General features: G+C 73.3%; 19 protein-coding genes. 14 read left to right on the top strand and 5 right to left on the bottom strand.

Features of this window, described 5'->3' with window-relative positions; genetic code table 11:
- Positions 1 to 4 precede the first annotated feature (4 nt).
- Complete coding sequence (locus V9U70_RS23170) at positions 5 to 739, bottom strand: ScbR family autoregulator-binding transcription factor (RefSeq protein ID WP_336678150.1); 735 nt, start codon at positions 737 to 739, stop codon at positions 5 to 7.
- Positions 740 to 1,163: 424 nt separating this feature from the next.
- Between V9U70_RS23170 and V9U70_RS23175 the strand changes: the two genes are divergently transcribed.
- Positions 1,164 to 1,802, top strand: a complete 639-nt coding sequence (locus tag V9U70_RS23175) for a DsbA family oxidoreductase (RefSeq protein ID WP_336678153.1) — start codon at positions 1,164 to 1,166, stop codon at positions 1,800 to 1,802.
- Here the strand turns inward: V9U70_RS23175 and V9U70_RS23180 are convergent.
- Positions 1,755 to 2,222: a MarR family winged helix-turn-helix transcriptional regulator gene (locus V9U70_RS23180; RefSeq protein ID WP_336678155.1), complete on the bottom strand. Its 468-nt coding sequence runs from the start codon at positions 2,220 to 2,222 to the stop codon at positions 1,755 to 1,757. The genes V9U70_RS23175 and V9U70_RS23180 overlap by 48 nt on opposite strands.
- A 268-nt stretch (positions 2,223 to 2,490) precedes the next feature.
- Between V9U70_RS23180 and V9U70_RS23185 the strand changes: the two genes are divergently transcribed.
- The 8 genes from V9U70_RS23185 to V9U70_RS23220 all read left to right on the top strand — a co-directional run bounded on the left by V9U70_RS23185 (position 2,491) and on the right by V9U70_RS23220 (position 11,306).
- Positions 2,491 to 3,936 carry an amidase gene (locus V9U70_RS23185; protein ID WP_336678157.1) on the top strand — a complete coding sequence of 482 codons (1,446 nt, stop codon included), beginning with the start codon at positions 2,491 to 2,493 and terminating at the stop codon, positions 3,934 to 3,936.
- A 14-nt stretch (positions 3,937 to 3,950) separates the two neighbouring features.
- Positions 3,951 to 4,610 carry a thermostable hemolysin gene (locus tag V9U70_RS23190; RefSeq protein WP_336678159.1) on the top strand — a complete coding sequence of 220 codons (660 nt, stop codon included), beginning with the start codon at positions 3,951 to 3,953 and terminating at the stop codon, positions 4,608 to 4,610.
- Entirely contained in the window at positions 4,597 to 6,135 is a 1,539-nt protein-coding gene (locus V9U70_RS23195; RefSeq protein ID WP_336678161.1) for an AMP-binding protein, read from the top strand. The genes V9U70_RS23190 and V9U70_RS23195 overlap by 14 nt, the downstream gene beginning before the upstream one ends.
- Before the next feature lie 14 nt (positions 6,136 to 6,149).
- Positions 6,150 to 7,076, top strand: a complete 927-nt coding sequence (locus V9U70_RS23200) for a TauD/TfdA family dioxygenase (RefSeq protein ID WP_336678162.1) — start codon at positions 6,150 to 6,152, stop codon at positions 7,074 to 7,076.
- Between the two features lie 58 nt (positions 7,077 to 7,134).
- On the top strand, positions 7,135 to 7,827 hold the full coding sequence (locus V9U70_RS23205; protein WP_336678164.1) for an O-methyltransferase: 693 nt from the start codon (positions 7,135 to 7,137) through the stop codon (positions 7,825 to 7,827).
- 72 nt (positions 7,828 to 7,899) lie between these two features.
- Complete coding sequence (locus tag V9U70_RS23210; RefSeq protein WP_336678166.1) at positions 7,900 to 8,982, top strand: alkene reductase; 1,083 nt, start codon at positions 7,900 to 7,902, stop codon at positions 8,980 to 8,982.
- 28 nt (positions 8,983 to 9,010) lie between these two features.
- Complete coding sequence (locus tag V9U70_RS23215; RefSeq protein WP_336678167.1) at positions 9,011 to 10,078, top strand: class I SAM-dependent methyltransferase; 1,068 nt, start codon at positions 9,011 to 9,013, stop codon at positions 10,076 to 10,078.
- 142 nt (positions 10,079 to 10,220) lie between these two features.
- Positions 10,221 to 11,306: a ParB N-terminal domain-containing protein gene (locus tag V9U70_RS23220; protein ID WP_336678168.1), complete on the top strand. Its 1,086-nt coding sequence runs from the start codon at positions 10,221 to 10,223 to the stop codon at positions 11,304 to 11,306.
- Here the strand turns inward: V9U70_RS23220 and V9U70_RS23225 are convergent.
- From V9U70_RS23225 to V9U70_RS23235, 3 genes are all read right to left on the bottom strand, one after another.
- Positions 11,300 to 12,445, bottom strand: coding sequence for an FAD-dependent monooxygenase (locus V9U70_RS23225; protein ID WP_336678170.1), 1,146 nt, complete (start codon positions 12,443 to 12,445; stop codon positions 11,300 to 11,302). The two genes, V9U70_RS23220 and V9U70_RS23225, sit on opposite strands and share 7 nt — an antisense overlap.
- Positions 12,442 to 13,050, bottom strand: a complete 609-nt coding sequence (locus V9U70_RS23230) for a hypothetical protein (protein WP_336678172.1) — start codon at positions 13,048 to 13,050, stop codon at positions 12,442 to 12,444. Before V9U70_RS23230 ends, V9U70_RS23225 begins: the two co-directional genes overlap by 4 nt.
- A 67-nt stretch (positions 13,051 to 13,117) precedes the next feature.
- The gene (locus tag V9U70_RS23235; protein WP_336678175.1) at positions 13,118 to 13,594 is read right to left on the bottom strand and encodes a carboxymuconolactone decarboxylase family protein; all 477 of its coding nucleotides are present in this window, start codon (positions 13,592 to 13,594) and stop codon (positions 13,118 to 13,120) included.
- Positions 13,595 to 13,958: 364 nt separating this feature from the next.
- On the opposite strand from V9U70_RS23235, the gene V9U70_RS23240 reads away from it, so the two are divergent.
- The 5 genes from V9U70_RS23240 to V9U70_RS23260 all read left to right on the top strand — a co-directional run bounded on the left by V9U70_RS23240 (position 13,959) and on the right by V9U70_RS23260 (position 21,576).
- Complete coding sequence (locus V9U70_RS23240) at positions 13,959 to 15,044, top strand: AMP-binding protein (protein ID WP_336678176.1); 1,086 nt, start codon at positions 13,959 to 13,961, stop codon at positions 15,042 to 15,044.
- Positions 15,044 to 16,423, top strand: a complete 1,380-nt coding sequence (locus V9U70_RS23245) for an aldehyde dehydrogenase family protein (RefSeq protein WP_336678177.1) — start codon at positions 15,044 to 15,046, stop codon at positions 16,421 to 16,423. Before V9U70_RS23240 ends, V9U70_RS23245 begins: the two co-directional genes overlap by 1 nt.
- Positions 16,424 to 16,476: 53 nt before the next feature.
- A complete protein-coding gene (locus tag V9U70_RS23250) occupies positions 16,477 to 17,841 on the top strand; it encodes a 3-deoxy-7-phosphoheptulonate synthase class II (protein WP_336678179.1) in 1,365 nt (454 codons plus the stop codon).
- 51 nt (positions 17,842 to 17,892) lie between these two features.
- Positions 17,893 to 20,013: an aminodeoxychorismate synthase component I gene (pabB, locus tag V9U70_RS23255; protein ID WP_336678181.1), complete on the top strand. Its 2,121-nt coding sequence runs from the start codon at positions 17,893 to 17,895 to the stop codon at positions 20,011 to 20,013.
- 90 nt (positions 20,014 to 20,103) lie between these two features.
- On the top strand, positions 20,104 to 21,576 hold the full coding sequence (locus tag V9U70_RS23260; protein ID WP_336678183.1) for an AMP-binding protein: 1,473 nt from the start codon (positions 20,104 to 20,106) through the stop codon (positions 21,574 to 21,576).
- Positions 21,577 to 21,605: the final 29 nt, after the last annotated feature.

The following is a 21,605-nucleotide window of genomic DNA, read 5'->3' on the forward strand; positions in this document are numbered from 1 at the left end:
GATTTCAGCCATCCCAGGAGTTCGGGCGGTGGGCGCGCTCCGGAGGAAACGGCTGAAAGTCGGTTTCCGGTTCGTCCTGCGGCGGGCCGTGGACGGACAGCGCCCCGGCGGCGGCCCGGTCCACGGCGTCGGTCCCGGCGGGGTTGAGCAGGCGCAGCTGGTCCGCGGTGGCCAGCCGGGGCAGCAGCACGCCCCACAGGGTGGTGAGAGTGGCGGGGGCCAGCCAGGCGGGGTCGTGGCGGCCCATCACCTCCACGCCCCTGGTCGTGGCGGTGATGGTGGTGGCGAGCTCACCGGGCGCGGCGTGCGGGAGGAGCGCGCCCTCCTGTGCGGCGCGGTGCAGCAGATGGCGGATGAGGTCCTGCCACTGCGTGACGGCGTTCCTGGGGAAGGTGCGGTGGCGGTCGTCGGCGAGGCGGAGGCTGCCCTGTACGACGGCGTCCTGCCGGATGACCTGGGCCAGCGCGTGGGAGGTGTCGATGAGGGCCTGGAGGGGGAGCGGCTGGCCCGTCCGGGCGAGGCGGGCGGTGCGGTGGAGGGTGCGGGCGGCCGAGCTGACCACCGCTTCGGCGACGGCGGCCTTCCCGGCGAAGTGGAAGTAGAACCCCCCTGAGGTCACTCCCGTCTCCGTGCAGATGTTGGACAGGGTGGTTGCCGTGTAACCGTGCTGGACGAACGAGCGGGCCGCTGCGAGCAGGAGTGTCCGGCGGGTGCGGGCACTGCGCTCCTGTTTCGGCATGCTGTGTACGACCTTTCGTTTACTCCGCAGAAGCAGACTCCTCGGTCTGTTAACTGTAGTTTTCCTGGAAGCCGCCCCAGGGGGGTCCGGCACCCTATAGGGCGTCACTCACCTGTGGTGTGGCGCGATTTGGTTGGAAAGGGCGGCGGCCCGAAGGCTTGTATATGTCGATCTTGTGTTCGCATTGAAAACCGCGAGGCTGGTATGTTTCCATTCTTCTGTGCGCGCTGAGGGGGGAGTGCACGGACCCGTCTGGGCAAGGTACTGACCCCGCTGGGGCGGCCACTTCGGCTGCCCCAGCGGTGTGAATGGGGAGAGTGTGGTGCGCCGGCGGCTGTGAGAGCGCCCGTCGGCGCATGGGCGGACCGGCGATCCGGCCTGCTTCGGCGCATAGGGCTCAGTGCCGTGGAGGCGTGTGCTTGCGATGGACGGAGTGATAAATGTTTGGTTCGACTTCGGATGTCCCTTTAGCTATTTACTGCGGCGCGTCCTGTCCAAGCCGCTCGCGGAGTCGGGGACCCGGGCGTGCTGGCACGCCCGGGACGCCGAGTCCGGCGTTCTGAAGGAGCCCGTGACCGCCGCCCGGATCTGGAAGCACAGTGTCCGCCCGCTGGCCGGGCGGCTCGGGGTGGCCGTGTCGGATCTCGCGCCGCGTCCCGTCTCGACCCGTCTCGCCGTCCAGGGCTACCAGTACGCACTGGACCGGGGGCGCGGCTGCGCGTACCGGGAGCAGGTGTTCTCGGCCTTCTTCGCGAGGGCGCAGGACGTGAGCAGGGCGAAGGTGCTGGCCGAGGCGGCGGGGCGCGCGGGTCTCGACCCGGAGCACTTCGAGGCCGTGGCCGGCTCGCGGTACTACCTCGACCGGCACCTGGCGGCCGCCGCCCGCTGCCCCTCCGTCAGGACCACGCCCACTCTCGGCATCGGCGACTACGTGCTGGAGGGCGTCCCCGGTGACGCGCAGCTCGCCAGGCTCCTCGCGGCGAACGCGCGCTCCTGGGCCGGTGGGCGAAGGGTGCTATCGGAGGGAGTGATCTTCGATATGACGCAGCGCCGTGTCCAGTAGCTCGTCGAGCGTGTGCGCAAGCCCGTCGGGCCATCGCCGGAGCAGGGTGGCGCGACCGGAGGCCGCCGACTCCAGGACGAACCGCGCGACGTTCTCGCCCTCCGGGGTGAGTTGCGCCCAGGAGCTGCGACCGTCGTGCAGATGGGCCTCGCGGTTGACGTAACCGGCCCGGGTCAGCCGCAGGATGACATTGCTCGTGCCGCCGGAGGACAGGTCGCACAACGTCGCCAGAGTGCTCGGCTTCAGCCGGTGCTCCGGGGCGTCGTGCAGGGTGACCAGCACGTCCGCGTCGGCCTTGGTGAGCCCGGCGTCGGCCGCTGCGGCGTCGGCGGCGGCGTTCAGCGACCGCGCCAGCAGCGATGCCTTCTCGGCCAAGCGATCCAGCAGCACCACGGGCTCGGCCGGTGTGGAGTTGTCCATCCTTCTCCTGTTCTACAGCGATTCCTGGCGCTGTCGGGCAGATGTTCCGTGCTGGGGCGGGTGTCGGTCCCCGGCGGCGGCACATCTGCGACCACCAGCAAAGCATCGGGCGTCACGGGCTGGAAAGGCCCACCCGAAGTGAGGCCGTTTTGCCCCGATATGGGGGCAGGGTGTCCGGGTGAAGCTCGTGAATCGGTTGATCGCCCCTGACGCGCCGGTTAGTATCTCGCGCGATAGCTTTAGCGAAAGCTATAGGAAGGATGGCGGCATGTCCTCCTTAGAGGACCTGCGAGGGCTCGACGGGCTCGCGCAGGCCGAACTGGTGCGCACCGGTGAGCTGACGGAGGCCGAACTCCTGTCGGCGGCCGTGGAGCGCATCGAGAAGTTCGACGGACGGCTGGGCTCCATCGCCGTCACGTCCTTCGACTACGGGCTGAGTTCCGCGCGGCAAGCGGCTTCGGCCCCGTCGTACGCCACCCCCCTGTACGGAGTCCCCTTCCTCCTCAAGGACCTCGGACCGACCGCCGCGGGCCTGGAGGCGACGATGGGGTCGCGTTTCCTGCGGGGCTTCGTCCCGTCCCAGGGCAGCGAGCTGGTCACCCGCTTCGAGGCGGCCGGCCTGCGGATTCTGGGCAAGACCAGGACGGCGGAGTTCGGGGTGCTGCCCACCACGGAGCCCCACGCCCAGGGGCCCACGGTCAACCCCTGGGACCCCCGGCTCAGCGCGGGAGGCTCCAGCGGAGGGGCCGCCGCGGCCGTGGCGGCCGGGCTGGTCCCGGTGGCCCATGCCAACGACGCCGGCGGTTCCATCCGCATCCCCGCCTCCAACTGCGGTGTCTTCGGGCTCAAGCCGACCCGGGCCAGGACCCCGCTGGGCCCGGCCGTGGGCGACCTGATGAGCGGTCTGGCGTGCGAACACGTCGTCAGCCGCTCGGTACGGGACAGCGCCGCCGTGCTCGACGCCGTGGCGGGCCCCGCACCGGGAGACCCGTACGGCGCCCCGCCGGTGACCGGCTCGTTCCGCCGGTCCGCGGAGGAGGGGCCGGGCCGTCGGCTGCGCCTCGCCTTCACCACCCGGCCCGGCGCCAGCGGCCGGCTCGACCCCGCCTGCGAGGCGGCGGTGCTGGACGCCGTCGCGCTCTGCGAGGAGCTGGGGCACGAGGTCGTCGAAGCGGCGCCCGACGTCGCCTTCGCCGACCTGGTGGACCCCTTCCTCGTCCTCTGGGCGGCCGGGGTCTCCTCCGCCATCAGCTCCTACGCCCAGCTCAGCGGGCGGACCCCGGAGGAGCCCCTGTTCGAGGAGCTGACCTGGGACCTCTACGAGCGCGGGCGCTCGCTGAGCGCGGCCGACTACCTGCTGGCCGTCGGCACGCTGCAACGGGCGGCCCGGCGGCTGGCCGTGTTCCAGCTGGACTACGACGCACTGCTGGGGCCGGTCACCGCGGCCCCGGCGCCGCCCCTCGGGTACTTCGAGGGCGGCACCCCCCGGCAGCAGATCCTGCGCGGCGCCGACTTCGCCCACGAGACGCCCCTGGCCAACCTCACGGGACAGCCCGCCATGTCGGTCCCGCTCCACTGGACCGAGGCCGGAATCCCGGTCGGCGTGCACGTCACAGGGCGTTACGGCGAAGAGGCGACGCTGTTCGCCCTCGCCGCGCAGCTGGAGAAGGCCCGCCCCTGGGCGCACCGCTTGCCCGACCTCGCGCATCCGTGATCGGAGACCCAGTCTTGTTGAAGATATCCTCGGCCCCGCGGACGACGGATGCCTGGCGGGACGCGGGCGCCCTCGCCCGCTCCGTCTACGCCGCCGCCTACGCGGCCGACATCCGACCCGATCCCGACGCCTTCATCATCGCCACGGCGACGGCCCCCGACGGCACCGCCTCCATCGTGGGATGCGCCGGCTGCACCCACGCCTCTGCCCGGCCCTTCTTCTCCGAGCGCTATCTCGACCAGCCGATCGAGGAGGTCATCGCCGAGACCACCGGCCGCCCGGTGGCCCGGGAGCGCATCATCGAGATCGGCGCGCTCGCCGGACAGGGCGGCTCGGGACGGGAGATGACCCGCCTCATCCCGATCATCGCCTGGTGCATGGGCATGGAGTACATCCTGTGCACCGTCACCGAGCCCCTGCGCCTGAGCCTGGAAGAGCTCGGCATCACCTTCACCGTCCTGGGGCCCGCCGACCCGGACCGCCTCCCTGCGGAGGAACGGCGGTCGTGGGGCACCTACTACGACCGCAAACCGCAGGTGGGGTGCATCGAACTGCGCGTCCTCGCGCCGCTGTTCGCCGGCGCGACCGGGCGGTACACCTTCCTCGAACCCGTGATCGAACTCCTCGCCGACACCACGGCGCCGCAGGAGGTGGCCGGCAGTGCGGGCCGTTGAGAACGCCCTCAGACGCTACGCCGAGTCCGACCGCACCCTGGTGCGGGTCCTGGACGAGGACGGCGGCGACTTCGCGCGGTTCAGCTACCGCGACATCACCCGTGCCGCGCGGGCGCTGACCACACGGCTGCCCGCGCTCGCGCCCCACGCGCGCGTCGGCGTCCTGTGCGGCAACACCCCGGAGTTCGTCGTCGCGGACCTGGCCCTGCTCTCACTGCACGCCGTCGAGGTCCCCGTCCCGCTGGCCTTCAGCAGGGAGCAGGCCGCGGGCCTCCTGGAGGAGACCGACGTCTGTCTCGTCGACGCCCACGGGGCGGCACGCCTGGACGCCTGGGGACGCGACGCCGTACTGCCCCCCGGCTGCCGGGTCATCGACGTCTCGCTCGGCGACCTGGGCGGAACCTCCCTCCCCTACACCGTCCCCGAGACCGGTGAGGACTGGATCTGCAAGATCATCCATACGTCGGGGACCACCTCGCGCCCCAAGGGGGTGCGCATCCGCGCCCACGGTGTCGGCGCGCTCATCGACTCCCTGCACGCCGCGATGCCGCCGAAGGCCTTCTCCCGATACCTGTCCTTCGTGCCGTTCAGCCTGCTCATCGAGCAGGTCACCGGGCTGTACCTGGTGCTCCTCGACGGCGGCTGCGTCACCCTGCTCTCGCCCCGCACCCCGCTGGTGGGCACCAGCGCCGGGGCCGTGGAGACCGCGCTGCCGCAACTGGCCGCCGCGCGACCCACCGCGGTCGTGGCCACCCCCGCCCTCGTCACCGCCCTGGCGGCCGCAGCGCGCCGGGCGCTCGCGGCGGGCGAGGACGTCAACCACAGCCTCTTCGGCGCTCCCCAGGCGCCGATGATCTGCTGCGGCGGCGCCCCGGTCCACCCCGACACCCTCACCGAACTCGACCGCCACGGCATCGCCGTCTACGAGGGGTACGGCCTCTCCGAGAACAGCTCGGTGGTCAGCTGGAACACCCCCGGCGCCCGGCGGGTCGGCACCGTGGGCCGGCCGCTCGCCCACGTCCGGGTCCGACAGAGCCCCGAGGGCGAACTCCTCGTGCGCAGCACCTCGCTGTTCGACGGCTACACCCGCGAGGACCCCTCCAGCTGCGCCCTCGTGGACGGTTGGCTGCACACCGGCGACCTGGCCGGCATCGACGAGGACGGCTACATCACCATCACCGGCCGGAAGAAGAACATCATCATCACCGCCGCCGGGCGCAACGTCGCGCCCGAGTGGGTGGAAGCCCAGTACACGCGCCTGCCGTTCGTCCGGGCCGTCGCCGTCGTCGGCAACGACCTGCCGTGCCTGAGCGGCCTGTTCGTCATCGACCCCGCCATCGGCGCCGACGATGCGGAGGAGGCGATCGCCGCCTTCGGGGCCGAGCACCTCTCCGAGGTGGAACGCGTGGAGAGCGTGCGGCTGCTGCGCGCCGACGACGACGCCTATCACCGGCTCTTCACGGTCACCGGCCGGCCCGTGCGCGCGGCCGTCGTCAAGGAACTGCTCGCTGTTCAACCCCGATGAAGAAGGAGCCCACCATGACTGCGACCCAGCCGAGCATCCAGCCGTTCGGGACGGGCACGGGGCGGCTCGTCCACGCCGTGCCCGGCTGCGGCACGCTGGCCGACCTCGACCCCCGTGACACCGTGCGACTGCTCGCGGAAGCCGGATTCCTGCTGCTCCGCGGGTTCCGGCCCTCCCTGGAGGACTTCTCGCTCTTCGTCAAGAAGCACTCCGACCGGGTGACGCTGGACCCCGCGCGCTCCTTCCACGGCGGTGACGTCGCGCAGAAGGTCGACGCCGGGACCGACGAGATCGGTCTCCACCTGGAGAACGGCAACAGCCCCTTCGGCCCCGACCTGACCTGGTTCCTGTGCGAACGCGCCGCCGCCGAGGGGTCGCAGACGACAGTGTGCGACGGCTACCGGGTGTGGGACGCCGCCGACGAGGCGGACCGCGAGGCCTTCGCCCAGGACATCTCCTACGCGCGTCGCGTCGAGGAGGCCAAGTGGAAGCAGTTCGTCCACCACCAGACCGGCCACAAGGACCTCGCCGACATCACCCTCGACGACCTCCAGAACCTGGTCGGCGACCGCGACGGCACCACGCTCGTCCCCCAGCCGGACGGGTCGGTGCACTACACCTACCGCACCTCCGCGGCCCCCACCACGCTGTTCGGCGACCGTCGCGCCTGGGCCAACAGCATCTTCGGCCCCTCCTACAACTACGAGAAGCCGATCATCACCTTCGCCGACGGGACCCCGCTGCCCGCCGACCTGCTCGACCGGATGAGGAACCTCACCGAAGAGCTGACCGAGGACATCGACTGGCAGGACGGTGACGTCGTCCTGGTCGACAACACCCGCGCCATGCACGGCCGCCGGGCCATCACCGACACCCGCCGGACGATCTACAACGCGCAGAGCTACCTCCGCCGCGACCTGCTCGACGCCGCGGCGTCCTGACCGAAGGCGCCGGTTCCGATCGACAGGCCGACAGGCCGCACGACAACGGGAGAACAACTTGTCCGTCCCACCGGTCCGATCCACCCGCCTCGGACTCGAAGCCCCCGAGGTGCGTGAGGTCCTCTCGCGCCTCCACGAGCGGGCACAGCTCCGCGACGCCGACGTGATGCGGCGCGCCTACGCCGATGCCGCCGAACTCTCCGCCCCGCCCACCCCCGCCGAGGCCAGCGCCCTGTGCGCGGACGCCCTGCTCCCCGTCGCTCCGCACGTCGGGCGGCTCCTCTACACGCTGGTACGCATGCTGCGCCCGCACAACGTCGTGGAGTTCGGCACGTCCTTCGGCGCGTCGGCGATCTACCTCGCCGCCGCCCTGCGGGACAACGGAGCCGGCCACCTGACCACCAGCGAACTGGAGGAGAGCAAGATCCGCGAGGCGGGTGCGGGCCTCGCCGACGCGGGCCTCGCCGACCTCGTCACGATCGTGCCCGGCGACGCGCGGCAGACGCTCGCCGACCTCCCGGGCCCCGTCGACCTCGTCCTCCTCGACGGGTGGAAAGAGCTGTACCTCCCGGTCCTGAAGGTCCTCGAACCCTCCTTGGCCGACCACGCGGTGATCGTCGCCGACAACCTGTCCATGCTCCCCGAGGACTACACCGCCTACGTCCGGGACCCGGCCAACGGGTACGTCTCGCTCGACCTGCCGCTCGGTGACGGCGTCGAGCTCACCAGCCGGCAGAAAGCGGCACGGTGAGCGCCGCACCGCGCCTCGCCGCCCGCGCGGCCGGCCCCGCCTGACGCCCTGCCCCGATCCCCAGGAGATGTCGTGCCTTCGTCCCTGTTCACCCCCCTCGCGGCGGGAGCGCTGAAGCTGCCCAACCGTGTGGTGATGGCCCCGATGACCCGCAACCGGGCGGGCGCCGACGGCGTCCCCGGGGCGCTGATGTCCCAGTACTACGCCCAGCGCGCCACGGCCGGCCTGATCGTCACCGAGGGCGTCGGCGTCAGCGCCGTCGGGGCCGGGCCCACCGGTCAGCCGGGGCTGCACACCCTCGAACAGGTCGCGGGCTGGACCAAGGTCACCGACGCCGTGCACGAGGCGGGCGGGCGCATCGTGGCACAGCTCTCCCACCACGGGCGCATCGCCCACCCCGCGCTGCTGCCGGACGGCGTCGAGCCGCTCGCCCCGTCGGCGGTGACCGCGCTGAGCGACGCCCGGACCGCGCACGGTCTGGTCGCCGCCGTACGCCCGCGGGCCATGGGGCCCGAGGACATCGCGCGGACGTTGGACGACTTCTCGGACGCCGCCCGTGCCGCCATGGACGCCGGGTTCGACGGCGTGGAGGTCCAGGGCGGGAACGGCTACCTGATCCACCAGTTCCTCTCCGACAACGCCAACCTCCGCGAGGACGGTTACGGGCAGGACGTCCCCGGACGCGCCCGGTTCGCCGTCGAGGCGGTGCGGGCGGTGGTCCGGGCGGTCGGGGCGGGGCGCGTGGGACTGCGCGTCTCGCCCGGCACCGGATACAACGACGCGGTGGAGAAGGACCCGGCACCGCTCTACGGCTTCCTGGCCGACATCCTGGGGAGCGAGGAGCTCGCCTATCTCCACGTGGTGGAGGGCCCCGACCGCGCCCTGCGGGCCGTGCTGCGCGAACACTGGAACGGCGTGCTCATCAGCAGCCCGTTCACCGGGGAGGCCCCCACCGACCCCGGGACCGCGCGCGGCCTGGTGGAGGCGGGCGACGCCGACGCGGTGAGCTTCGCCCGGCACTTCGCCGCCAACCCCGACCTGCCCGAGCGCATCAGACTCGGCGCCCCTCTCAACGAACCCGACCCGGACACCTTCCACGACGGTGGAGCCGCCGGCTACACCGACTTCGCCGTTCACCGGCCCTCGGCCGTCTGACCGTGCCGACACGAGGAGCACAGATCGTATGACCGACCAGTACGCGGTGATCGGCGACCGCTATTCGGACTTCAAGGACACCGCGCCCCTGGCGGGCCCCGAGCAGCACAACGTCCTCAAGCACCTCGGCGACCTCACGGGCGCCCGGGTGCTGGACCTGGCCTGCGGCCACGGCCACTACAGCCGGGTCATCAAGGCCGCGGGCGCGGCCGAGGTGGTGGGCGTCGACCTGTCGTCCGTCATGGTCGACCTCGCCCGGAAGGCCGAGGAGGAGGACCCCCTCGGCATCAGCTACCACGTGGGCGACGCTACCGACCTGCCCCGGCTGGGCGCCTTCGACCTGGTGAGCGCCGTGTGGCTGCTCAACTACGCCACCGGCAAGGCCGAGCTGACCTCCATGCTGCGCGGCATCCACGACAACCTCGTCCCGGGCGGGCGGTTCGTGGCCGTGGCCGTGTGGCCCGACTTCGACCCCTTCGGCCCCGAGTGGGACGCGTACGGGCTGCGCGTGGTCTCCGAGACGCCGGCCGAAGACCGCGGAGTGCTGGTCACCGACCTCATCGGCACCGAGACCTCGACGATCACCACCTCGCGGTGGAGCCGGGAGGCCTTCGCCCAGTGCCTGGCCGACGCCGGATTCACCTCGTACTCCTGGCACACCCCCGAAGTGCCGGCCGCGTCCGTCGAGCGCTTCGGGGACTCCTTCTGGGACAACTACCGGGCCAACCCCATCCCGGGCCTCCTCGTCGGCGCCCGTACGGCGGACGGCTCGCCGGCCGAGGAGCCGGTCACCCCCGCCCGGATCGAGGCCGCGGCGCGGGCCCTGGCCGAGGAGCGCGCCCGCGGGGAGTGGGCCCCCACCGAGCTGGAGAGCAGCCTCGCCCGGCAACTGGCGGAGTCCTACGAGACCGTCGGCCATCTCACCGCCACCACGCTGCGCGCCGCGTTCTGGGAGGGCTCAGAGGCCTTCCTCCGGGCGGGCGGCGGACGGCTGGCGACCTTCCTGGCGAGCACGCTGCCGGCGCTCCAGGCCGGCGGCGCGGAGGCCGAGGCGGCGGGGGAGTCCATCGTGCGGCTCCTGCGGACGATCCGCTGACCTGTCCTCGTCGGGGAGGGGTGGGCGACCGTGCGTCCCGCGCGGTCGCCCACCTCGGCGGCGCAGCGGGCGACCGCACCGAGGCAGGGAACCTCGCCGGGGGGCGAGCCGGACACACGAGGCACGAAAGGGCGCAGAGGTCATGACCATCGTCGACATCGCCGGAGCCACGGGGCCCGTGGAGGCGGCGGGCCACCGGCCCCCCGCTCGCACCCGGCAGCTCACCGCCGTATCGCTCGTTCCGCTCTCCGCGCTGCAACCCGCCGACTCACCGCGCCGGGCTCCGGAGAACGCCGACCATCTGCGGGCGCTCGTCGCCTCCGACGAGCCCTTCCCGCCCATCGTCGTGCACCGCCAGACCATGCGGGTCATCGACGGCACCTACCGGTTGCGGGCCGCCGTGCTGCGCAACCGGACCGACATCGAGGTCCGGTTCTTCGACGGCAGCGCGGAGGACGCCTTCGTCTACGCCCTGGAGACCAACACCCGCCACGGCCTGCCCCTGACGTTCGCCGAACGTTCCGCGGCCGCCGAGCGCATCCTCCGCTCGCACCCCCACTGGGCGGACCGCGCGATCGCCTCCGCGGCGGGGCTCTCCGCCCACACCGTGGCCGGGCTGCGCCGGGCCGCCGCCGCAGAGGCCCCCGCGCCGGAGCGGCTGGGCCGCGACGGACGGGTGCGTCCGCTGAGCACCGCGCAGGGCCGGCGGGAGGCGCAACGGCTGCTGACCGGTTCCTCCGACATCTCGCTGCGGGAGATCGCGCGGCGCACCGGGCTCTCCCCGGCCACCGTCCGCGACGTGCGGAACCGGATGCTGCGCGGGGAGGACCCGGTGCCCGAGCGGCAGCGGGCCGGCGAACGGGAGCAGGCCCGCCCCCGGTCCGCGCCCGCGCCCGTTCCGGCGCCGCAGCCCGCCGAGCGGCGCGCGCCGGCGCCCGCCGACGAGGACCTGGCGGACGTCTACCGGCGGCTGTGCCGGGACCCGGCGCTGCGGCAGAGCGAGACCGGCCGGACCCTGTTGCGGCTCCTGGGCACCCTCACGCTCTCGGCCGAGCAGTGGCAGAACCTGGCCGCCGAGCTTCCCGTGCACCGCGTCGAGGCCGTCGCCGCGCTGGCGGCGGAGAACGCCCGGCTCTGGGGGGAGTTCGCCCAGCGGGCCCGCACGGGGCGCCGTGGCCGGCGGCCGGCGCCCGTCCTCCTCGCGGCGCCGCCGGACGGGGATCAGTAACGCACCGCGCGCATTCTCGGCCCGTAGGGCGCGGCGTCGAGCCAGCGGCCGGCGGACGGCCACAGCGGGGCGGCGGCGGCCGCGGCCCACTGCCGCAGGCGCTGCCCGCGCCGCCGCGCCAGCAGATGGTCCAGGGCCGCGCCCGCGGCCCGGACGTTGGCCTGCGCCGCCGCCCGCCGTTCGCTCGCGTACCGGTCGGTGTCCCCGTCCCGTACCGCGCGCGCCGCCGCCACCGCGTCGCTGATCCCGGAGTTCATGCCGCGGGCTCCGAACGGCGGCAGCAGGTGCGCGGCCTCTCCGGCCAGCAGGACGCGCCCGTGGGCGTCGGTGAAGCGGTCGGCGACGCGCTGCTGGAAGCGGTAGACGGACGACCAGCCGATGGTCACGGGGGAGACCTCGGGCAGCAGCGCGGGCACCCACTGCTCCGCGGTGGCGGCCCACTGCCTGGCGTCGTCGCCGCGACGGCACTGGACGTCGACGCGCCAGCCGCCGTGGAAGGGGACCAGCAGGACGTTGCGCCCCCCGGCGCGGGGGTGGCGGTAGTGGAAGACGCGCGCGGCGGTCGCGGGGTCGGGCGAGGCGTCGACGTCGACGACGACGAACTCGGTCGCGGAGGCGGTGCCCTCCAGGGTGATGCCGCACTGCTCGCGCACGGTGGAGCGCGCCCCGTCCGCGGCGATCACATGGGACGCCTCGTGGACGGCGCCCTCCCCGGTCCGCAGGGTGACGCCGTCGGGGCGGCAGGTCACGGTCCGGACGCCGTCGCCCCAGAGCGAGCGGATGCCCGCCGCGTCGCAGGCCCTGAGCAGGATGTCCTCGACCAGGGTCTGCGGCAGGCTCGTGAAGGGGGCGGCGCCGGACGGGGCGGGATAGGTGCGCCGGTGCACCTGGCGGCCGGCCCACAGCGTGCTCCGGGTGCGCCACACCAGCCCGAGGGCGGTGATCTCGGCGCTCAACGCCGGGTCGATCGCGGCGAGGTGGTCCAGGGTGGCGCGGTGCACGAAGATGGCGCGGCTGCCGGGGCGCGTCCTCAGGCGGGGCCTGGCCTCCAGCAGGACCGTCTCCAGGCCGTGGGCGTGGGCGGCGAGCGCGGCGGTGAGTCCGACGGGGCCGGCGCCGACCACGGCGACCGCGCTCACGCGGTCGTCCCGCTCAGCGAGGCGCGGGCGGGCGCGGCGACGAGTGTGCCCGTGCGCCGGCCCGGGGGCGCCACGGCGGGGTGGAAGGTCTCCTGGACGTACAGCGGGGCCTCGCCGTCCAGGCACATCAGATAGTCCCGGGCGGCGGCCGGAACGTCGCCTGCCGACCCGTTCCAGACCCCCAGTCCCGCCGTGAGGAACCTCCGGCGGTGCGGGATGCCCCGGACGGCCAGGGAACGCCCCAGCGGAACGGAGTGGTCGGTGGCCAGGGCGCAGAGCTCGGGGCTCTGCGGCAGGTGCCCGATCACCAGGTTGCGCGAGACCACCCTGCCCTGCGGCGTCACCAGTTCGGTGCGGCGGACGAGGGCGGGGGAGCCGGGGGCCAGCAGCAGCATGCCGCGCAGGCGGCGGTGGCCGACCAAAGGCTCGGCGAGCGTCTGGCGTACGACGCGCACCCGCAGCATGCACTGGCCGCGCTGCTCCAGGAGCTCCGTGGTCAGCCCCCGGTGCGTCAGGAGCCGACGGGTGAACGGGTCGTGGAAGCCGTGCACGGGGAGGCTCCGCAGCGGTGTGAGACTGACCGGTCCTCTGGTGTGCGCAGACATGGGAGGGGGCCTTTTCGCTCGGGAAGCGGGGGGCCGCGGCCGCCGGGCGGCCGCGGCTGGCTGCCGGTCAGGCAGGGTTGTACTGGCCCGCGAGGCGGCGAGGGGTGGTCGCGACCCGGTTGTAGCTGTTGATCACCACGATGATCCAGAGCAGCTGGGCGAGCTGCTCCTCGCCGAAGACCTTCACGGCGCGCTCGTACACGTCGTCGGGGACGTGGCCGTCGTGGATCAGGGTGACCGCCTCGGTGAACTCCAGGGCGGCACGCTCCCGCTCGGTGAAGAACGGGGCCTCGTCCCAGGCGCTGAGGGCGTACAGGCGCTGCTCGGTCTCGCCGGCGCGACGGGCGTCGATGGTGTGCATGTCGACGCAGAAGACGCAGCCGTTGATCTGCGAGGCGCGGACGCGCACCAGCTCCAGCAGCGGGGCCTCCAGGCCCGACGCCAGAGCCGCCTCCGCGGCGGTGGACGCGAGCCGGTGCATCGCTGAATAGGTCTTGGAAGAAAGGGCGTTGAGGTCGAAGCGCTGGCTGTTCCCAGTAGTCATGGGAGGCAAGAGTAGGAGGGGCCCCCGGCGGCAGCCAGTGCTTGATCCAGCAGTTGAACACGGGTAGACCCCGGTCGGCGCCGCGCGTGCGCGGGCGGGGCGAGCCGAGGTGCGCGGGCGCTTGACAGCCGAGGTGTCTCACGGAAAAGGTAGATTGGCATCGCAGGGGAGACCACAGCTTCGCCCCGCCCCCACCCTCGTGCCCCGGCGCCCCGGGGCATCCTCCGGCGACTCTCCCCGCTGACGGCCCCCCGACCCCGGGCCGTCGGCACCACACCTGTGTTCATGACCGCCCTGTGCCATGCCCGGAGGCCGGACTTCCGGGAGCCCGGGGGCACTGACCCGACGAAACGGTTGGACGTACATGACTGAGCTGGCAGACGACGCCCTGAAGGCCGGTGGCTTCGGTACGGCGTCGGAGCACCTCCGCTCCACGCTGAGCTGGCACTTCGACCCCGCGACCGGCTCACCCTTCTGGCTGCGCACGGCAAAGGACCTCGGGTTCGACCCGCTCACCGACATCACCGAGATCGCCGATCTGCGCCGCTTCCCCGATCTGAGCGGCGAGCTGCGCACCGTGCCGGCCGAGGACCTCATCCCCCGGGGCGCCGTCGTCGGCGACTTCGAGGTGTTCGAGTCCGGCGGCACCGTCGGCGCGCCCAAGCGCGTGGTCGACGGCACCGCGCGCTCCAAGAACGTGGAGTGGGTGAGCCGGGTCCTGGCCGACCACGGCTTCCCGCGGCAGGGCCACTGGCTGCACGCCGGCCCGACCGGCCCGCACGTCGTCGGCCGTACGGTCCGTCACCTGGCGCAGCTGCGCGACTCCCTGTGCTTCACGCTCGACTTCGACCCGCGCTGGGTGAAGCGGCTGATCGGATCGGGCCGCACCGAACTCGCCGCCGAGTACCGCGAGTACCTCCTCGACCAGATGGAACTCGTCGCCACCACCCAGAACATCAGTGTGCTGTTCATCACGCCGCCGATGCTGGAGGCCGTCTGCGCCCGCCCCGCCCTCTACGACCGGCTCGCCCAGTCGCTGAAGGCGATCCTGTGGGCCGGGACCAGCATCAGCCCCGAGTCGCTGCACCAGATCGAGGAGACCTTCTTCCCCGACGCCCGGATCGCGGCCATCTACGGCAACACGCTGATGGGCATCGCCCCGCAGCGCCCGAAGGAGGCCGGCGACGAGCACGCCTGCGTCTTCAGGCCCTACTTCCCGCAGTCCGTCGTCGAGCTGCTCGACCCGGAGAACGGCGGGCCCGTGGAGTACGGCGAGCGCGGCCAGGTCCTCGTGCACCAGCTCAGCCGGGACATGTTCCTCCCCAACGTGCTGGAGCGCGACACCGCGATCCGGGTCCGGCCCGCCAAGGGCGACGACATCGACGGTCTGGCCGACATCGCGCCGCTGCGCACCAAGGGCGCCCCGGCCGCGATCGAAGGGGTCTACTGATGACCGCCGAGCTGCCCGCCGTCAACCCCGTCATCGGCGGCAAGGACGTCGCCAGCCGTGACCGCTCCGTGCTCCACGCCATCGACGGGACCCCGCTCGCCTCGGTCGGACTCGCGCCGCGGCTGCTCGCCCAGGCCGCCCTCAACCGGCTGCGGGCCGCGGCCCCGGGGGCCCTGCCCCCCGCCGAGCTGTTCGCCCACGCCGGCGAGCTGTTCGCCACCGCCGAGCTCGACGGCGAGAGTCCGCACGAGTACCGGAGCCGGGTCGTCAGGGCCACCGGGACTCCGGGCGTCGCCATCACCCGGGCGATCCGCGGCATCAGCTCGCAGCTCGGCCTGATCGAGCGCATCAACGGGGCGGAGCTGCCGCAGCCGTTCGCGGTCACCGGCTACCGCACGGCCTGGGTGCCGCGGGGCGCGCTGCTGGCCGCGATCGTGCCGAACAACCACCCGGAGCCGAACGTGACCTGGGTGCGCGCCCTCGCCATGGGCGCCCGCGTCCTGGTACGGCCGGGCAGCAAGGACCCCTTCACCCCGCGCCGCCTCTTCGCCGCCCTCCTCGCCGCGGGCATCGACCCCGACACCCTGGCCTTCCTGCCCGGCGACCACGACGCGGGCGAGAACCTGCTCGCCCAGGCCGACCTCGGTCTGGTCTACGGCGGCCCGGCCGCCGCGGAACGCTTCGGCCACCGCAACGACGTCCTCGTACGGGGCCCCGGACGCAGCAAGGCCCTGGTCGGGCCGGCCGCCGCAGAGGACAAGGAGCTGCTCGACGACCTCGTCGACTGGATCGCCGAGGACGGCGGCGTGCGGTGCAACAACATCTCCCTCGTCCTCACCAGCGGCGAGGTGCACCCGCTCGCGGAGGCGCTCGCCGAACGCCTCGCCGCGCTGCCGGTGCTGCCGGTGCTCGACGAGCGGGCCACGCTGCCGGCCGTGGGCGCGGAGAACGGCCGGGCCATCGCGGACTACGTCGCGGGCCTCGCGTCCGACGCCACGGACCACAGCCGTCACCGCTACGGCGGTTCGCTGCTGGCCGAGCTGGACGAGGGCGCCACTGCCGTCCTGCGGCCGCTGGTCCTCTCCGTCGACCGGGCGGACAGCCCGCCGGCCGGGACCGAACTGGGGTTCCCCTTCGTCGTGGTCGCCCCCTGGCGGCCCGCCGACGGCACGGCGCCGCTGCGCGAGTCCCTGGTCGTCAGCCTGGCAGAGGAGCACGCGGACCTCGCCGACGCCGTCCTGCGGGAGCCGTCCGTCCGCAAGGTCGTCACCGGCCGCGTCAAACCCTGGGCCGGAGTGCCCGAGACCCCCCACGACGGCAGCCTCGCCCAGTTCCTGCTCGAACCCAAAGGCCTGGTCACCGCAGAGACCGGAGCCTGACCACCGCTTCCCAGGGCCCCAGCCCTCCGCCACACCGACGGAAGAGATGAGCTGTGACCTTCGCCGCATCACCCCCGGTCGCTCCACAGTCCGCTGGCCTTCCGCCGCTCCCCACCACGGAGTGGCGCAACCTGCCCGCCGCGCAGCAGCCCGCGTGGCCCGACGCCGACGCGACCGGCCGCGTTCAGGACGCCCTGTCCCTGGCCCCGGCCCTCACCGCCCCGGCCGACGTACGCCGACTGGCCTCCGCGCTCGCCCACGTGGGAGCGGGCCGGGCCTTCCTCGTCCAGGCCGGTGACTGCGCGGAGCCGCTCGGGAGCCAGGGGCTGGCCGCGGTCGGCGGCAAGCACCGCATCCTGGGCGAGATGGCCGAGACCGTCAGCCAGGGCTCAGGCCGGCCCACCGTCACCATCGGCCGTATCGCCGGCCAGTACGCCAAGCCGCGCTCCCGCCCGGAGGAGACGGTCGACGGCCGCGTCCTGCCGGTCTACCGGGGGGACATGGTCAACTGCCACCTCCCCGACGAGGCGGCGCGGGTCCCCGACCCGACCCGCATGCTCACGGCGTACGCCACCGCACGGGCCGTGCTCAACGAGCTCCACCTGATCGCGCACCGGACCGCCTCCTCGCTCGTCTCCTGGGAGCAGCAGCGGGGCCCGGGCCAGCAACTGCCCACCCGCTCCTGGGACGGCAGCTTGCGCTCCGTCCTCAAGAACTACGGCCAGACCGTCGAGGTCGCGGGCGCCTGGACCCGTACCGGCATGTGGACCAGCCACGAGGCGCTGCTCCTGGACTACGAGCAGTGCCTGGTGCGCCGGGACTCCCACACCGGGGAGCACTACCTGCTCTCCACCCACCTGCCGTGGATCGGGGAGCGGACCCGCCAGATCGACGGCGCCCACGTCTCCTTCCTGGCCCGGGTGGCCAACCCGGTGGCGGTCAAGATCGGCCCCAGCACCCGTCCGGAGGACCTCGTCGCGCTCTGCGCACGGCTGGACCCCCACCGCAGGCCGGGGCGGCTGACCCTGATCACCCGCTTCGGCGCGGGCCAGGTCCGCGACGTGCTGCCCCGTCTGGTCGAGGCGGTCCGGTCGGCCGGACACGACCCGGTGTGGGTCTGCGACCCGATGCACGGCAACACCGTGACCACGGCCGGCGGCATCAAGACCCGGCGGATGAGCGACGTCCTCGACGAGACCGCCGGCTTCTTCGAGGTCATGTTCCGCGCGGAGCAGTGGCCGGGCGGCGTCCACCTGGAGGTCGCCGGAGGGCCCGTGACCGAGTGCATCGGCGACGGCGGCCCCCGTACGGAGGAGGGGCTCGGCCGCGCCTACCAGACCCTCTGCGATCCACGGCTCAACGACAACCAGGCGCTCCTGGCGGCCCGTCACGTCGCCGAGCTGCTCGCCAAGGGGTGAACCGGCCCCGCCGACCGGTGAAACGTCCGTGACTCCCGAGAAAGCCGTGTGATGAGAACCCTGCTGATCGACAACTACGACTCGTACACGTACAACCTCTTTCAGCTGATCGCCGGGGTCACCGGCGTCGAACCGGTCGTCATGGCCAACGACGCCCCGGGCGTCGCCGACGTCGACCTGGCCTCCTTCGACAACGTCGTCATCTCGCCCGGCCCCGGGCACCCCTCCCGGGAACGCGACTTCGGCGTCTCCGCGCGGGTGATCGAGACCTCGCCGATCCCCGTCCTCGGCGTCTGCCTCGGCCACCAGGGCATCGGCCGGAGCGCGGGGGCCGAAGTGGTCCCCGCGCCCGAACCCCGGCACGGCTACCTCAGCCGCGTCGACCACGACGGGCAGGACATCTTCGCCGGTCTGCCCCAGGGGTTCACCGCCGTCCGCTACCACTCGCTCAGCGTCGCAGAGCCGCTTCCCGACAGCCTGGAGGCGACCGCCTGGTCCGAGGACGGCGTCGTCATGGGGCTGCGGCACCGGACCCGGCCGCTGTGGGGCGTGCAGTTCCACCCGGAGTCCATCTGCACCGAACATGGCATGCGCATGATGGCCAACTTCCGCGACCTCACCCTGGCCCGCGGCCGGACCGCGGCCCGCCCGGCCCGCCCGGCCCCCGTCCCGGCCCAGGCCGCCGCTCCCCGGTCCGACCGGGCGGAGGCGGCCTCCACGACCCCGGCCGGCGGCTACCGGGTGCACCTGAGGACCATGGAGACGGCCGTCGACACGGAGGCCGCCTTCACCCGCCTGTACGCCGACTCCCCGGCGCCGGCGTTCTGGCTGGACAGCGCCCACGTGGAGCCGGGCCGCTCCCGGTTCTCCTACCTCGGCGACGCCTCCGGGCCGCTCGCCGAGACCGTCCGCTACCGGCTGGCCGAGGGCGAGGTGGAGATCGGCCGGGCCGACGGGTCGGCGGAGCGGGTCCCCGGCACGGTCTTCGACTACCTCCAGGCCCAGCTGCGCCGCCGCCGACTGGACGTCCCCGACGTTCCGTTCGACTTCACCGGCGGCTACGTCGGCTACTTCGGCTACGAGCTCAAGGGCGACCTCGGCTCGGTCAACAAGCACGTCTCGCCCACCCCCGACGCCTCCTGGATCTTCGCCGACCGCGTCATCATCGTCGACCACCAGGAGGACACCACCTACCTGCTCGCCCTCAGCGGCCCCGCCGCCGGCACCGAGGCGACCGCGGTCTCCTGGCTGGACACCACCGCCGCGACCCTGCTGTCGCTCCGGCCGGCCGAGCCCCTGGCCGTCCCGGAGCAGGCCGGGCACGCCGACGCGGAGCGGTGGCTCACCCACGACCGGGAGGAGTACCGGGCCCGGATCGACGAGATCCACCGCAACCTGCGGGCGGGGGAGTCCTACGAGGTCTGCCTCACCACCTCCGCGTGGCTCCCGGCCGAGGGCGACAGCTACGCGTACTACCGGGCGCTGCGCCGCGCCAACCCCGCCCCCTACGCCGCCTATCTGCGCCTGGGCGGCGTGGAGATAGCCAGCTCGTCGCCGGAACGCTTCCTCAGCATCGACCGCTCCGGCATCGTGGAGACCAAGCCCATCAAGGGCACGACCCCGCGCAGCGAGGACCCCGAGCAGGACGAGCGGCTGCGCGCCTCCCTCTCGGCCAGCGCCAAGACCCGCGCAGAGAACCTGATGATCGTGGACCTGCTCCGCAACGACCTCGGCCGGGTCTGCGAGATCGGCAGCGTCCACGTCCCCCGGCTGATGGCCACCGAGAGCTACACGACGGTGCACCAGCTGGTGTCCACCATCCGCGGCCGGATTCGCACCGACACCGACGCCATCGACGTGGTCCGGGCCTGCTTCCCCGGCGGCTCGATGACCGGCGCGCCCAAGCTCCGCACGATGGAGATCATCGAGGAGCTGGAGACCGAGGCGCGCGGGGTGTACTCCGGCTCGATCGGCATGCTCTCCACCAACGGCACGGCCGACCTCAACATCGTCATCCGCACCGCGGTGAAGGTCGACGACCAGTGGCGGATCGGAGCGGGCGGCGCGATCGTGCTCGACTCCGACGCCGACGAGGAGTTCGACGAGATGGTCCTGAAGGCGTCGGCCCCGCTGCGCGCCTACCGGGCCGGCGACCCGCTGGCCGCCGTCTGACCCCGCCGCGCGGCCGGTCCCGTACCGGGTGAACAGCGAGCCCTCCCGGCCACGGCCCCCCGGCCCGGCCGACGACAGGAGTCACCTGCCATGAACACAGCCGTAGGCCTCGAACGAGCGGCCGAAGAACGCGGGTGGACCGCGCGTGCCGCCTTCCACGAAGGAGACCGGACACTCACGCACGGAGAGGTGCACACCCTCACGGCGCAGGCCGCCGGCGTGCTGGCCGAGCACGGCGTCGGCCGCGACGACAGCGTGCTCATCGCCCTGCCCGACGGCATCGCCTGGGTCGTCGCGTTCCTGGCCACGGCGCGGCTCGGCGCCCTGGCGGTGGTCGTCAATCCGGGCCTCACCCCGGACCGCCACCGCTACATAGCCAAGGACAGCGACGCCTCGCTCGTCCTCGCCGACAGCACGGTCGCCGCCGCACTGCCCGGCCTCGCCCACCTCACCGGAGAGGAGCTGCTGGAACGCGCTGCGGCCGGGCGGCCCGCCCCCGCCGCGGCGGTCGGCGGCGACCACCCGCTCTACGTCCAGTACACCTCCGGCACCACGGGGCAGCCCAAGGGCGTCGTCCACCGCCACGTGGACCTGGAGACCTACCACACCGGCGCCGGCGCGCAGATCCTCGGGATCGGCCCGGACGACGTCATCCTCTCGGTGTCGAAGCTGTTCTTCGCGTACGGCCTCGGCAACGCCCTGGCGTTTCCCCTCTGGTCGGGCGGCTCCGCGGTCCTGGAGCCCGAGCGCCCCAAGCCCTCCCGGATCGCGGAGCTGACCGCCCGGCACCAGGTCACCTATCTCTTCGCCGTGCCGTCCGCGTACGCCAACATCCTCGCCGAGACCGATCCCGCGGCCTTCGCCAGCGTCCGGGCCGCCGTCTCGGCCGGAGAACGGCTGACCGACGAACTTTGCGAGCGGGCCACCGCCTTCCTCGGGGCCCCGGTGTACGACCAGCTCGGCTCCACAGAGGCCGGCCACGCCATCGCCACCAACGGGGCGTCCTTCCACGCGCCGGGCACGATCGGCCGGCTGGCTCCGGACTTCGAGGCCCAGGTGCGCGACCGGACCGGCGCGCCCGTGCCCGACGGCACGGCCGGGGAGCTGTGGGTGCGCGGCCCCACGGTCACCCGCGGCTACCTCGGCCTGCCGGAGGAGACGGCCCGCACCCTGGTGGACGGCTGGCTCAACACCCGCGACCGGGTGGTGCGCAACGCCGACGGGAGCTTCGTGCACGCCGGCCGCACCGACGACCTCGAAATGGTCGGGGGCGTCACCTTCTCCCCGGCCGAGGTCGAACAGGTGCTCTCCCGGCACGCCGCGGTCCACGACGTGGCGGTCGCCTGCATCAGCAACGAGCGCGGCGCCTCGAAGCTGCGCGCCTTCGTCATCCCGCGCCGGCCGGCCCCCGACCCCGCGGAGCTCGAACGGGAGCTCGTCGACCTGGCCCGCGCCCACCTGGAGCCCTACAAGGTCCCGCGCAGCGTGGCGGTCGTCGACACCCTGCCGCGCACCGCCACCGGAAAACTCCAGAGGTTCCTCGTCCGCCAGGGCAGTTGGTGACCTCTCGCCCCTGCCCGCCCCCGCCCTTT

Origin of the sequence: Streptomyces pratensis (assembly GCF_037137275.1) — a bacterium.
Classification (GTDB): Bacteria; Actinomycetota; Actinomycetes; order Streptomycetales; family Streptomycetaceae; genus Streptomyces; species Streptomyces pratensis_B.